The 13,013-nt window shown below is 73.5% G+C and carries 12 protein-coding genes; 9 read left to right on the top strand and 3 right to left on the bottom strand.

The window, feature by feature from the left end:
* Positions 1-16 precede the first annotated feature (16 nt).
* The 5 genes from tsaE (at position 17) to tsaD (ending at position 4,113) form a co-directional block, all read left to right on the top strand.
* Positions 17-445, top strand: coding sequence for a tRNA (adenosine(37)-N6)-threonylcarbamoyltransferase complex ATPase subunit type 1 TsaE (gene tsaE / locus AB0L25_RS08535; RefSeq protein ID WP_500170281.1), 429 nt, complete (start codon positions 17-19; stop codon positions 443-445).
* Between the two features lie 230 nt (positions 446-675).
* A complete protein-coding gene (locus AB0L25_RS08530; protein WP_500169997.1) occupies positions 676-1,803 on the top strand; it encodes a hypothetical protein in 1,128 nt (375 codons plus the stop codon).
* An 80-nt stretch (positions 1,804-1,883) separates the two neighbouring features.
* Positions 1,884-2,546, top strand: coding sequence for a tRNA (adenosine(37)-N6)-threonylcarbamoyltransferase complex dimerization subunit type 1 TsaB (gene tsaB / locus AB0L25_RS08525; protein ID WP_500169995.1), 663 nt, complete (start codon positions 1,884-1,886; stop codon positions 2,544-2,546).
* A complete protein-coding gene (rimI, locus tag AB0L25_RS08520; protein ID WP_500169993.1) occupies positions 2,543-3,079 on the top strand; it encodes a ribosomal protein S18-alanine N-acetyltransferase in 537 nt (178 codons plus the stop codon). The genes tsaB and rimI overlap by 4 nt, the downstream gene beginning before the upstream one ends.
* Positions 3,076-4,113, top strand: coding sequence for a tRNA (adenosine(37)-N6)-threonylcarbamoyltransferase complex transferase subunit TsaD (gene tsaD, locus AB0L25_RS08515; protein ID WP_500169991.1), 1,038 nt, complete (start codon positions 3,076-3,078; stop codon positions 4,111-4,113). Before rimI ends, tsaD begins: the two co-directional genes overlap by 4 nt.
* Positions 4,114-4,143: 30 nt before the next feature.
* On the opposite strand, the gene AB0L25_RS08510 is transcribed toward tsaD, so the two are convergent.
* The 3 genes from AB0L25_RS08510 to AB0L25_RS08500 all read right to left on the bottom strand — a co-directional run bounded on the left by AB0L25_RS08510 (position 4,144) and on the right by AB0L25_RS08500 (position 8,916).
* Positions 4,144-5,148: a phosphotransferase family protein gene (locus AB0L25_RS08510; RefSeq protein WP_500169989.1), complete on the bottom strand. Its 1,005-nt coding sequence runs from the start codon at positions 5,146-5,148 to the stop codon at positions 4,144-4,146.
* Between the two features lie 274 nt (positions 5,149-5,422).
* On the bottom strand, positions 5,423-6,985 hold the full coding sequence (locus AB0L25_RS08505) for an apolipoprotein A1/A4/E domain-containing protein (protein ID WP_500169987.1): 1,563 nt from the start codon (positions 6,983-6,985) through the stop codon (positions 5,423-5,425).
* A gap of 683 nt (positions 6,986-7,668) precedes the next feature.
* Positions 7,669-8,916 (bottom strand): class I SAM-dependent methyltransferase, encoded by a 1,248-nt coding sequence (locus AB0L25_RS08500; protein WP_500169985.1) that lies wholly within the window; start codon positions 8,914-8,916, stop codon positions 7,669-7,671.
* Positions 8,917-9,172: 256 nt separating this feature from the next.
* On the opposite strand from AB0L25_RS08500, the gene groES reads away from it, so the two are divergent.
* The 4 genes from groES to AB0L25_RS08480 all read left to right on the top strand — a co-directional run bounded on the left by groES (position 9,173) and on the right by AB0L25_RS08480 (position 12,779).
* Positions 9,173-9,481: a co-chaperone GroES gene (gene groES, locus AB0L25_RS08495; RefSeq protein WP_026402970.1), complete on the top strand. Its 309-nt coding sequence runs from the start codon at positions 9,173-9,175 to the stop codon at positions 9,479-9,481.
* A gap of 82 nt (positions 9,482-9,563) precedes the next feature.
* A complete protein-coding gene (gene groL, locus AB0L25_RS08490) occupies positions 9,564-11,189 on the top strand; it encodes a chaperonin GroEL (protein WP_500169983.1) in 1,626 nt (541 codons plus the stop codon).
* A 169-nt stretch (positions 11,190-11,358) separates the two neighbouring features.
* On the top strand, positions 11,359-12,033 hold the full coding sequence (locus AB0L25_RS08485; RefSeq protein ID WP_500169982.1) for a sigma-70 family RNA polymerase sigma factor: 675 nt from the start codon (positions 11,359-11,361) through the stop codon (positions 12,031-12,033).
* Positions 12,030-12,779, top strand: coding sequence for a hypothetical protein (locus tag AB0L25_RS08480; RefSeq protein WP_500169981.1), 750 nt, complete (start codon positions 12,030-12,032; stop codon positions 12,777-12,779). The genes AB0L25_RS08485 and AB0L25_RS08480 overlap by 4 nt, the downstream gene beginning before the upstream one ends.
* Positions 12,780-13,013 lie beyond the last annotated feature (234 nt).

Genomic DNA, 13,013 nt, shown 5'->3' with positions numbered 1-13,013 from the left:
CCCGACTTCGGCGGACATGCACCGGCTGGGCGTCCGGCTGGGCGGCCTGCTGGCGCCCGGGGACCTGCTGGTCCTGTCGGGCGATCTCGGCGCGGGCAAGACGACGCTGACGCAGGGCATCGGGGAGGGGCTGAAGGTCCGCGGGCCGATCACCTCGCCGACGTTCGTGATCGCGCGCGTCCATCCGTCGCTCGTCGACGGACCCCCGCTGGTGCACGTGGACGCCTACCGGCTGGGGGGTTTCGCGGAACTGGACGACCTCGACCTGGACGCGTCCGTCGACGAATCGGTGACGGTCGTGGAATGGGGAGAAGGGCTCGCGGAGGGGCTCGCGGACGAGCGCCTGGAAATGATCATTTCGCGGGGCGACGGGACCGATGAGACGCGCGAAGTAAGGATCGTCGGGGTCGGTCATCGCTGGTCCGACCTGGAGCGGGACCTCTGAAGCACCAAACCTGAAAAGTCTTCACTTTTTGCCGGGATTAGTTGGTTCACTTTACGGCGACATGTCGTACTCTTTGCCGGAACAACCTCACTACGCGACAAATCGATTTCCTCATGCGGGAGTGGGATCCGGTGAGTGGTAGCCATCGCAGCGGTGATGACCGCGACAGCTACCGCGGTCCGGGCGGTGGCCCGAGCGACGGGTACCGCACGGACGGCGGTGGGTACGGCATGGGCGGTTCCGGCGAGCGGGCCGCCCGTCCCGGCACGGGCGGGTACCCCGAGGACCCCCTCACCTCCCCGGCCGGATCCCCGACGTCCGGGTACCCCACGGTCGGCGGCGGCTCCGAAACCGGCCGCTACTCGTCCGGCGGGTACGCCACGGGCGGGTACGCGACGGGCGGTTACTCGACCGGCGGTTACTCGACGGGCGGGTACGCCACGGGCGGCTACTCCCAGGCGAGCGGCTCCGGCCCGTACGCGTCCGGCGGCCAGGGGCCGGGCGGCTACGAGTCCGGTTCCGGCGGCTACGAGTCCGGTTCCGGACGGTACGCCGGCTCCCGGCGCTCGGACGGCGGCGAGTACGCGCGGAGCCCGCGGAGCCCGCGGGACTCGTCCGGGCGCGGCGGCGGGTACCGCACGGGGACCGGCAGTCATCGCATCGTGCGCGAGGAGCGCCGCGGGCGCCGCTGGGGGATCGCCCTCGCCGGGGCCTGCGCGGGCATCGCGGCGTGCGTGCTCGCCGTGTTCGTCGTCATGTCCGGGAGCGGGACGGACGGCGGGGACGGCACCGGGCGGATCGTCGGCAGCGGCGCGTCCGAGAGCGCGTCGGCCGGGACGGCCGAGTTCGCGGGCGTCCCGGACTCGTGCACGATCGTCGACTCGGACCTCATCGGGAGGCTCGCGCCGGACGCGGAGCGCAACGAGGCCGACAATTACCAGGGCAACGACCGGCAGACGCAGTGCGTGTGGGGCGTCTACACCGGCGACCAGAAGCGGCAGCTGACCGTCGAGCTGCGCGCGATCGAGGCCGCGGGCGGGCAGTCGGCGACCGCGACGGCGCAGCGGACGTACGCGTCCGAGCAGAAGGTCGACGAGGCGGGCGAGGCGCTGCTGGAGGGGCAGGAGCTCACCGACAAGCGGCGGCTCGACGGCGTCGGCGACGAGGGCTACGTCGTCTACAGCGTCGACGACCAGCACGGGACGGGCGAGGCGATCGCGAACGTCCGGTTCGTCAACGTGCTCGTGACGATCCACTACGGCGGGTCGGCGGGCGACGACCCGCTGAGCCACGACGCGGCGGGCGACGGCGCGGTCGAGGTCGTCGAGGCGGTGCTGGCGAAGCTCAAGGAGTCCTGAGCCCGCGTCCCGATCGGCGGGGAGCGCCGGTCGCGCGGACGAGTCCCGGACGCGCGCGGCCTGCACTACCCTTGTAATCCGTGCTGGTCTTGGCTTTCGACACCGCGACCGCCGCGGTCACCGTGGCGCTGTACGAGTGGGTTCCGGGCGAGGGCGCCGCGTGCCGCGCCGCGTCCGAGGCGGTCGACCGGCGCAAGCACACCGAGCTGCTCACCCCGTCGATCGCGCGGGTGATGGCGGACGCGGGCGCGGCGCCGGACGACCTGAGCGCGATCGCCGTCGGGGTCGGCCCCGGCCCTTACACGGGCCTGCGGGTCGGGCTCGTCACGGCGCGCGCCATGGGCGACGCCCTCAAGGTCCCCGTGCACGGCGTCTGCACGCTGGACGTGCTCGCCTGGGAGACCGGACGCGACGAGCCGTTCGTCGTCGCGACGGACGCGCGCCGCAAGGAGCTGTACTGGGCGCGCTACAACTCGGCTCGCGCGCGCGCCACGGAACCCACGGTCGGGCCTCCGGCGGAGGTGGAGGCCGAGGGCCTCCCGATCGTCGGCGAGGGAGCCGCCCTGTACTTCGGGGACGCCGCCCACGAGCCGATGCTCCCGAACGCGCAGGCGCTGGCGGAGCTGGCCATCGCGCGGCTGTCCGGCCGCAAGGGCCCGGACCTGCTGCCGCCCGAGCCGCTCTACCTGCGCAGGCCCGACGCGAAGGAGCCGGGCCCCCGCAAGAGGGTGACGCCGGTATGACCGCCCCCGGTCCGGGCGGCCCCGCGACCGGCGGGCCCGGGGCGGAGATCGTCCTGCGGGACATGACGGTCGCCGACCTGCCGGCCGTCCACCGGCTGGAGCGGCTGCTCTTCCCCGACGACGCGTGGACCGAGCAGATGCTGCGGGAGGAGCTGGCCGGGCAGCCGGACACCCGCCGGTACGTGGTCGCCGAGTCGTCCGGCGGCGAGGTCGTCGGCTACGCGGGCCTGGCGAGCGCGGGCGGGCAGGCGGACGTCCAGACGATCGGCGTCGCGCCCGGCCGGCGCGGCGCGGGGATCGGGGCGCTGCTGCTCACCGAGCTGATCGACGAGGCGGTGCGGCGCGGCAGCGAGGGCCTGTTCCTGGAGGTGCGGGTCGACAACGCCCCGGCCCGCCGGCTCTACGAGCGGTTCGGGTTCGAGCAGATCGGCATCCGCGAGCGCTACTACCAGCCCGCGGACGTGGACGCGGCGGTGATGTTCCGCAGGCTGCGGAAGCGTCCGCCCGTGGGCTTCACCAGGGAGGACACGTGATCGGGGACTCCGAGCCGCTGGTGCTCGGCATCGAGACGTCGTGCGACGAGACCGGCGTCGGCATCGTCCGGGGGCGCACGCTGCTGGCGGACGCGATCGCGTCCAGCGTCGAGCAGCACGCCCGGTTCGGCGGCGTCGTGCCGGAGGTCGCGTCGCGCGCGCACCTGGAGGCGATGGGCCCGACGGTCGAGCGGGCGCTCGCCGACGCGGGCGTCACGCTCGCCGACGTCGACGCGTTCGCCGTCACCGCCGGGCCGGGGCTGCCGGGCGCGCTGATGGTCGGCGTCGCGGCGGCGAAGGCGTACGCGCTGTCGCTCGGCAAGCCGCTGTACGGGGTGAACCACCTGGCCGCGCACGTGTGCGTCGACCAGCTCGAACACGGCCCGCTGCCGAAGCCGTGCGTGGCGCTGCTGGTGTCGGGCGGGCACTCGTCGATCCTGCTGGTGCCGGACGTCGCGTCGGACGTCCGGTCGCTCGGCAGCACCGTGGACGACGCGGCCGGCGAGGCGTTCGACAAGGTCGCGCGGGTCCTCGACCTAGGGTTCCCGGGCGGGCCGGTGATCGACGAGCGGGCCCGGGAGGGCGACCCGGCGGCGATCGCGTTCCCGCGCGGCAAGTACAACGACGGCACCTACGACTTCTCGTTCTCCGGCCTGAAGACGGCCGTGGCGCGCTGGGTGGAGGCGCGGCAGCGGGCGGGCGAGCCGGTGCCGGTCGCGGACGTCGCGGCGTCCTTCCAGGAGGCCGTGGTGGACGTCCTCGTCCACAAGGCGCTCAAGGTCTGCAAGGACAACGACGCCCGCGACCTGCTGATCGGCGGCGGCGTCGCGGCGAACTCGCGGCTGCGGGCGCTCGCCGCGGAGCGGTGCGCGAAGGCGGGCGTGCGGCTGCGCGTGCCGCGCCCGAAGCTGTGCACCGACAACGGCGCGATGGTCGCGGCGCTCGGCTCGGAGCTGGTGTCGGCCGGTCTGGCGCCGTCCGAGCTGGCGCTCCCGGCCGACTCCAGCCTCCCGATCGAGTCCGTGACGCTGTAGCGGCGCGGGGGACCGCCGCCGGACGGACGGTCAGCCGCGCAGGTCGGCGAGCAGCGCGGCCAGGTAGTCCTCCAGGAGCGGGACGGTCGCCTCGTCGATCGTCCGGTCGCCGTCCTCGGGCAGCAGCTCCAGCACGCACCGGACGTCCCAGTACGGGTCGTGCGCGTGCCCGCCCGACACCATGTCGAACGTCGACCGGAACCGGTCGGCGACGGACCGGCCGTACCGGACGGCGAGGCCGCGCCGCATGTGCGCGACGTCGACCGCGACCGGGCCGGACGACGCGTCGGACCAGTCGACGACGCCGGTGAGCCGCCCGTACGACCACAGCGTGTTGTCGGCGTGGTAGTCGCGGTGGATGAACCGGGAGGGCGCCTCGGGGGCGGGCCCGGACACCGCCTCGAACGCGCGCTCCCACAGTTCGGGGCGCAGCGCGTGCTCGGGGGGCACCCGCACGTCGAGCCGGTTGTGCGGGACGTACGGCGGCATCGTCCCGGCGCCGTTCACCCCGTGCACCAGCAGGAGCGCGGCGGCGAGCTGGATCAGGTACTCGGGGAGGTCGTCGGGGGACGGGCGCGGCGGATGGCCGGGCAGCCGCGAGATCAGCAGGGCCGGGGCGTCGCAGTGCGCGCCGGCCGGGTCGGCGGCGACGAGCGAGGGGGTCGCGAGGTCGGTGCCGGCGAGCAGGGCGAGCGCGGCGATCTCGCGCTCCGGGGAGAACTCGGCCTCGCCGAACGTCCGCCGCGCGGTGCCGCCGCCCGGGGCGCCGCCGAGCGGGGGGCCGGCGTCGGCGCGGGGGTCGCCGCCGGGCGCGTCCCGGACCGTCCAGCGGCGCAGCACCAGCCGGTGCGCGCTGCCGGACGGGCTCTCCACCAGCAGCGCGTGGTTGGCGTGCGCGGTGCCGCCGGGGAGGGGGCGCACCATCCGCACCTCGGCGCCCTTCCCGAGGCACTCCTCGACCCAGCGCAGGGTGGCGTCGCCGGGCGGGGCGCCGAGCGGTTGGCTGAGAGCCTGAGTATGGGTCACGAGATCCATGAAAACGGATTCCGAACGGTATTGGGAGTGATTTTGCGAAGACGGAACGTAACAAACAGCACGTCATCGCCGTGCCGTCCCGTCGAACTTTCGGTCATCGAACCCATTTAACGGACGAACTTCGCAGATTCCGGTCGGTATCCACGCGTTTCCGAACAGTATTCGGCGCCTCGCACGCCCCGCCCGCCCCGCGCGCCCCCGGAACGCGAAACGGGTGGGACCGCCCTGACGGCCCCACCCGCGATCTCCGATCGAACGCCTCGTCGCTCCCGGATCAGTCCTTGCCGTCCCGCCGCGGCCGCAGCAGCGCCTCGGCCAGCGCGAGCATCGTCTCCTCCAGCGTCGACAACCGCTTCAGCACGTCCTCGTGCACCGCGCCGACCTGCTTCGACACGTCGTCGTGCACGCTCTCGACCTTCCGGCCCACCTCGTCCTCGACGTGCGAGAACCGCTTGGTGAACTCGGCCTGCACCGCCTCGGCGCGGCGGCCCACCTCGTGGTGCACGCCCTCCATCCGCCGGACGAAGTCGTCCTGGACGCCGCCGACCTGCCGGGCCACGTCCTCCTGCAGGTTGCCGACCTGCTTGGCGACGTCCTCGTGGATGCCGCCGACCTGCCGCGTGACGTCGTCGTGCACGCCGCTGACCTGCCGGGCCACCTCGTGGTGCACCGACTCCACCTGCTTGGTCACGTCGATGTGCACCGACTCCACGCGGCGCGACACGATGTCGACCTGCGTGGTGAACTCCTCCAGCGCACCCTCGACCTTCTTCGAGACCTCCTCGTGGATGCCCTCGATCCGCTTGCGGACGTCGTCGTGGACGTCGTCGAACCGGCGGCTGAACTCGTCCATCCGGCGGGCGACGTCGCTGTAGGCCGTCTCGGCGATCTCCGACATCGTCGCCTTGACCTCGTCGCGGTCGGGGCGCGCCCGCAGCTCCTCGACGAGCGGGTCCACGGCGTCGGCGAGGTGCTTCTCCAGGGCGTCGAACCGGTCGCCGTGGTCGGACGCCGGGCGCTGCACCAGCTCGGTCAGCATCCGGTGCACGTCGGTGATCTCCAGCGCGTCGGGGAGCCGGGCGATGCGCTCGCCCACGCCGTCGATCCGTCCCTCCAGGCTCTCGAACCGGCCGTCGACGCCCTCCAGCTTGCCCGACAGGCCCTCGAGCCGCCCGTCCACGCCGTCCAGCCGGCCGTCCAGCCCGTCCAGCCGCCCGCCGACGCCCTCGACCCGCCCGCTGACCGCCTCCAGCCCCTGCTCCATCCGCTCGGCCATCTCGCCGAGCGACTGGTCCACGCGCGCGGTGACGCCGTTGATCGAGTGCTCCAGCCGCTCCGAGCGGTGCCCCAGCTCCGCGAGCGACTTGTCGAGCCGGTTGAAGCGGACGGACGCGGCCTCCATGCTGCCCTGCAGCTTGTCGAGCCGCTTGGTCATCTCGTCCATCCGCTGCGACGCCTGCTGCGTGACGTCGGTGATGTGCTGCGCGGAGTCGAGGACGGCCTGGAGGCGGTTCAGGCCCTCGTCGACGTGCTCGGCGACGACGCCGACGTCGGCCCACAGCGCGGGGAGCTCGGCGACCGGCTTGACCTTCTCGCCGACGGACTCGATGTGCAGGGCGAGGCCCTCGGCCCACTCGGGGGGCTTGCCCGCGAGGTCGTCGACCTGCCCGCGGACGCTCTCGATCTGCCCGGTCAGCCCGCTGAGCTCCCGCTCCCGGACCTCCCGCAGCAGCCACTCCATCCCTTCCAGCCGCTGCCGTATCTCATCCAGGACCTGACCCTGTGAGCGCTGTTCGTAGACGTGGTCCTGCGCCGCACGGGCGAGCAACTCCCGCATCCGATCCGAGACCGGTTGACCCCCTGTCTGCAGGAAGTTGTGATTCGTTTCCACCGGAGCTCCTTCGTGTGCCGATGCGATGAAAAGGCGCACGGCAATGAATCGTGAAGCCGCCACTCTAGTGCGTGTAGAGCGTCGCTATAACGGGTAGTAGAGAACGTTGCGAGTTCCGTGGAATGCACGCGTTACCCGACTGGTGAAGAAAGTCGAAGATCAAGATCATTGACGGGAAATTCCCGATTCGACGGCACTCATCACAAATGCAGGTATGTGGCCTGTTCTGCCCGGCGGCCCGGACGGGCGCGCCGTGGGGCGCCGTGTCCGTACATCTCGCCCAACATCGGCAGTTCCCGAGCCTCCGCCGGACGCCCGCGGCCGGGCCCGCGCGCGCCCCGCGCGGGCCCGCGACCGCCCGTCGCCGCCGCCGCGGAAGGCATTCGACGCCTCCGCCCCACCCGTTCCTGAACAACCCTTGGTGTTTCCCCGGGCGTTGATCTGTCCGCGCCGATTCACGGGCCCCGTTACCGCCTTGCCGCGCGTCCCGCGGTCCCCTGGGGAACGCAATGCCGGAAAGCGCCGATGATTTGCGCCGCCATGGTGCGCCGCCGGGGCGCGCTTGGGCCGCCCGGGGTCCCCGGAAGATCTTTGGAATCGATTCCCGGCCGCCGCCCGGTCCGGGCGGGTCAGCGCCCTTCCGGCCCCGCGGACGACCCGGTTGGCACCCCCGCCAGCGGACGGACGAGCAGCGCCACCGGGTCCCGCCCGACCCGCGTCACCACGACCGTCAGCTCCGCGCCGCCCCGCCGCCGGCGCCCGCCGAACCCCAGGTCGCGCCGCAGCCTGTCCACGTCCACGGCCGACCCGCGCTTCTTGACCGTCAGCACCCCGACGTCCCGCCGCCGCAGCTCCGCGCGCAGCCGCTTCACCGAGAACGGCAGCACGTCCTCGATCGCGTACCCGGACGCGAACGGCGTCGCGTGCGCCTCGTCCGACGTCACGTACGCGATGCGCGGGTCCGCGAGCCCGCCGCCGACCCGCTCCGCGACCTCCGCCACCAGGTGCGCCCGGATGACCGCGCCGTCCGGCTCGTACAGGTAGCGGCCCCACCCGCGGACGTCCGGGTCGCCGAGCCCGCGCGGCGTCAGCGAGCCCGCCACCGCGCCGTCCCCGGCCAGCAGCGTCGCGCGCCGCGGGACGCCGCTCGCGAGCCCGCCGAGCCACAGCGCGGCCTCCTTCACGTCGCCGCCCACCGAGATCCACTCGGCCTCCGCGCCCGCCGGCACCGCCTCGTGCGGGACGCCCGGCGCGACCTTCACGCACGCGCCGCCCGTCCGTCCGGCCAGGTCGAGGACGGCGTCGAGCGGCGGCTCGTACGCGCGCGGGTCGAACACCCGGCCGCGCGCCGTGCGGCGCCCGGGATCGGCGAACACGGCCGTGTACCCCGCCGGGTCCTGCTCGACCGCGTCGCCCACCCGGACGGACGCGCGATCGGCGACGCCGAGCGCGTCCACGTTCGCCTGCGCGACCTCCGCCGTCAGGGGGTCGAGTTCCACGCCGTCCCCGATGAGGCCCGCGCGCGCACGGGCGATCAGGTCGGCGCCGATGCCGCACCCCAGTTCCAGCACACGCGCGCCCGCCAGCCGGTCCGCGAACCGTCCGGCCCGGTACGCGGCCACGCTCGCCCTCGTCGACTGTTCGAGCCCGGCCTCGGTGAAGTACATCCGCTCGGCGTCCGCGCCGAACTTGGCCTTCGCCCGTTCCCGCAGCCGCGCCTGCGTCAGCGCCGCCGCCACCAGGTCGGGGTCGTGCGCCTCCCGCAGCCGCGCGGCCGTCGCGAGCAGCCCGTCCCCGCCCACGTCCGCGCCCGTCGCCGCCGCGAGGACGTCCTGGCCGGAGGGGGTCCGCAGGCGGCGGAACGCGACGGGGTCCATAGGGTGAAGTTAGCGCTCCGTGAACGCCGCGGAACCGTTGCCGGACGCTCGCCGCGGACGTTCGCGTTCGTGTTGACGAGCCACCGGGCACGGCATAGTTTCATGTCTGGCACTCTCCACGCTAGAGTGCCAACACAGCGACAAGGTCGGTCTGGCACCCGCGACGGCAGGCCGGTCCAGGGTCGCCTCTCTCTGTCACAGTTGCCGGTCGGCCGACCATGGCCGGCCGAGGACCTATCGAAGGGGAGGTCAGATCGTGACGACCGCCACCAAGGTCACTCTCAAGCCGCTCGAGGACCGCATCGTCGTCCAGCCGCTCGAGGCCGAGACCACCACCGCGTCGGGCCTGGTGATTCCCGACACCGCCAAGGAGAAGCCCCAGGAGGGCACCGTTGTCGCGGTCGGCCCCGGCCGCGTCGACGACAAGGGCGACCGCGTCCCCGTCGACGTCAAGGTCGGCGAGGTCGTGCTCTACAGCAAGTACGGCGGCACCGAGGTCAAGTACAACAACGAGGAGTACCTCGTGCTCTCGGCCCGCGACGTGCTCGCGGTCATCGAGAAGTAATCAGCGAGACGTGATGCGCCCGCCCCGGTCCGCGCCGACTTCGGCGGGGCCGGGGCGGACCGCGTGAAAGAGGAGAATCCGCATGGCGAAGATCCTGGAGTTCAACGAGGACGCTCGCCGGGCTCTTGAGCGCGGCGTCAACGCTCTCGCTGACGCCGTCAAGGTGACGATCGGCCCGCGCGGCCGCAACGTCGTCATCGACAAGAAGTTCGGCGCGCCGACGATCACCAACGACGGCGTCACCATCGCCCGCGAGGTGGAGCTGGAGGACCCCTACGAGAACCTGGGGGCCCAGCTCGCCAAGGAAGTGGCGACCAAGACCAACGACATCGCGGGCGACGGCACCACCACGGCGACCGTCCTCGCGCAGGCGCTGGTCCGGGAGGGCACCCGCAACGTCGCCGCCGGCGCGTCGCCGCTCTCCCTCAAGCGCGGCATGGACGCCGCCGCCCAGTTCGTGTCCGACCAGCTCCTGAAGGCGTCCCGCGAGGTCGCCACCAAGGAGGAGATCGCGCACGTCGCGACCATCTCCGCGCAGGACCCGCAGATCGGCGAGCTGATCGCCGAGGCGTTCGACAAGGTCGGCAAGGACGGCGTCATCACCGTCGAGGAGGCCCACACCATGGGCCTCGAGCTGGAGTTCACCGAGGGCCTCCAGTTCGACAAGGGCTACCTGTCCCCGCACATGGTCACCGACCCCGAGCGCATGGAGGCCGTCCTGGAGGACGCCTACGTGCTCATCGTGGACGGCAAGATCTCCAACGTGCAGGAGTTCCTGCCGCTGGCGGAGAAGGTCGCCCAGACCAAGAAGCCGCTGCTGGTCGTCGCCGAGGACGTCGAGGGCGAGGCCCTCGCGCTGCTCGTCGCCAACAAGATCCGCGGCACCTTCACCTCCGTCGCCGTCAAGGCGCCGGGCTTCGGTGACCGCCGCAAGGCGATGCTGGGCGACATGGCCACCCTGACCGGCGGCCAGGTCGTGTCCGAGGCCCTCGGCCTCAAGCTCGACTCGATCGACATCGACGACCTGGGCCGCGCGCGCCGGATCACCGTCACCAAGGACAACACCACCATCGTCGACGGTGAGGGGTCCGCGGACGAGATCAACGCGCGCGTCAACCAGATCAAGGTCGAGATCGAGAACAGCGACTCCGACTGGGACCGCGAGAAGCTGCAGGAGCGGCTGGCCAAGCTGGCCGGCGGCGTCTGCGTGCTGCGCGTCGGCGCCGCCACCGAGGTGGAGCTGAAGGAGAAGAAGCACCGTCTCGAGGACGCCATCTCCTCCAGCCGCGCCGGCATCGAGGAGGGCATGGTCTCCGGCGGCGGCAGCGCGCTCGTGCACGTCGCCAAGGAGGGCTTCGACGCCCTCGGCCTGTCCGGCGACGAGGCCGTCGGCGCCGAGGCGCTGCGCCGCTCGCTCGACGAGCCGCTCCGGTGGATCGCCGAGAACGCGGGCCAGGAGGGCTACGTCGTCGTCTCCAAGGTGCGCGACCTGCAGCCGGGTCACGGCTACAACGCCGCCACCGGCGAGTACGGCGACCTGGTCGCCCAGGGCGTCATCGACCCGGTGAAGGTCACCCGTTCGGCCGTCACCAACGCCGCCTCCATCGCGGGCATGCTGCTCACGACCGAGGCGCTCGTGGTCGACAAGCCGGAGGAGGAAGAGGAGTCCGCCGGCGGTCACGGCCACGGTCACGGCCACGGCCACTGATCGACGGCACCGGCGAAAGCGCACGTCGGACGGCGTGTCGCGCGCCGTCGAAGGGCCCTCGTCCGTACGGGCGGGGGCCCTTCCGCGCATCCCCCGGCGCGGAACTGTGACCATTCCGTTGCATGAGACGGTGGCGACACGCCCGGCGGCGCTGGGCATCATGCTTGACGTGACCGAGGGAAGCCACGCCCGGACCATGGCCGCGAGCGCAGCCGAGCTCTCCGGGGGACCGCCGCCCCCGCCCCGCGACATCGGCCGTGGAAGGCGGCGGACGGCGAAGCCCGACGACGGTGATCTCAAGGAACTGACCGCGCTGGCGGTCCAGGGCGACCCCGGCGCGATCGAGGTGCTGATCGCCGAGGTCCGCCCCATGATCGTCCGGTACTGCCGGGCGCGGCTCGGCCGCGTCTCCGGGCAGTACCACATCGCCGACGACGTGGCGCAGGAGGTGTGCATCGCCGTCCTGTCCGCGCTGCCCCGCTACCGGGACATGGGCCGCCCCTTCGCGTCCTTCGTCTTCGGCATCGCCGCGCACAAGATCGCGGACGCGCTGCGCAGCGCGGTCCGCGCGGCCGTGCCCACCGAGGACCTGCCGGACGGTCCGGACGACCGTCCCGGGCCCGAGGAGACGGTGGTACGGCACATCGAGGCGCAGCGCGCCCGCGACCTGCTGACGCGGCTGCCCGAGCAGCAGCGCGAGCTGGTGCTGCTGCGCGTCGTGGCGGGTCTGTCGGCCGAGGAGACCGGTAATGTACTGGGCATGTCCGCGGGGGCGGTACGGGTCGCGCAGCACCGGGCGCTGGCCCGGCTTCGGGCGATGGCCAGAGAGGAGTCGATCGCTTGACGGAGCGGAGCCCCGGCGCCCCGAATCCGGCCGAGCCATCACGCCCCCACGACGTCCCCGCAGCGTGGGGCGGGTCGTCGGCCCCCGCCGACCTGAGCGCGGTGCGCCGTACCGACGCCATCATCGACGCCATGGCGGCCCGGCGCGCTGCCGGCTCCGCTGACCGCGCCGCCCCGCCCGACGAGGCCGACCCGGCCGTCCGGCTGCTGACCGCGCTGATCAGCGACGTCGAGGAGCCGGCCCCGCCCGTCCCGACGGGCCCCGGCCCGCGCCGCCGCGGGCCCCGCACGATCGTCGCGCTCGGCGTCGCGGGCGCCGTCCTCGCCAGCACCGGCGTCGCCGCGGCCGGCAGCGGCGTGACCGACCGGTCGTCCGCGGTCGCGCCCACGACGCCCGGCCCCACGGGCGCCGCCGAACCGGCGCGCGACGCCGACGACTCGGTGGCCGCCACGCACGCGCGGCCCGCGCCGCCCGCCCCGCCGACGTCGCGCCCGCCCGAGCGCGCCCGTCCCACCACGTCGGCGCCCGCGGCGCCCACGCCGCCCGACCGGGGGATCCCCGAGCCCGTCGAGCGCCAGTTCAAGGAACGGCTGGAGCGGTTCCTCGAGTCCCGCCCGGAGCCGGGCGCGCGCCCGTCCCTGTCGGCGTCCCGCGAGGACGACGACGGCCGCGACGCCGAGCCGCCCACGCTCCGCGAGCTGCGCGACCAGGCCCGCGAACGCTGGAACCGGCTCACCCGCGACTAGGCGGCACGTCCAGCGGCGCCCGCAGCGCGGGCTCGAACGCGTGGTCCGCGGGTGCCGCGTAGCCCACGCCGGCCGCCCGGACCCGATGGCCGCCCGAGCGCCCGGGTCAGCGCCGCCCGCCGTCCGCCGCCGGACGTCTCCAGCAGCGGGTCGGCGCCGACCCGCTCGGCCAGATTGACCCAATCTTCCGACATGGAATTGCACCACACAGCCGGTCTTTCGCACCCCTAGCCT

The sequence above is a fragment of the Spirillospora sp. NPDC052242 genome (assembly GCF_040679555.1).
GTDB lineage: Bacteria > Actinomycetota > Actinomycetes > Streptosporangiales > Streptosporangiaceae > Spirillospora.
Note: the sequence above shows the minus strand (reverse complement) of the source record. Positions and strands in the feature narration are given on the sequence as shown.